Annotated in this window: 1 protein-coding gene; it reads right to left on the reverse strand. The window is 47.7% G+C overall.

Features of this window, described 5'->3' with window-relative positions; translation table 11 throughout:
* Positions 1–11: 11 nt before the first annotated feature.
* The coding region (locus ACKPVM_RS20505) for a hypothetical protein (protein ID WP_409311587.1) at positions 12–256 on the reverse strand (245 nt) is incomplete at its 5' end.

A 256-nucleotide genomic window follows, 5' to 3' on the forward strand; every position in this document is an offset into this window, starting at 1 on the left:
CAAAACCGACGTTATTCAATCCGCTGAAATAGCGTAACGCGACGAGACCCTGATTCTGTGCTGGGTAAGCGCCCTAAACAACGCCACACCCCGATAAGCGCCATAGGTGATGAAATGGTGATTCCTGCTGCGTTATTTGGTGTCAGATAACTACCGTCTACAGATGAGCCGAATTCAATTATTCCAGCATCTGTATTGCAATGTGCAAACGCTAGTGAACCGATCTTCCCGACATCTGCAAAACCGAGGTTTTCTG

This window comes from Pectobacterium hainanensis, from assembly GCF_046237015.1.
Lineage (GTDB): Bacteria > Pseudomonadota > Gammaproteobacteria > Enterobacterales > Enterobacteriaceae > JBJYIN01.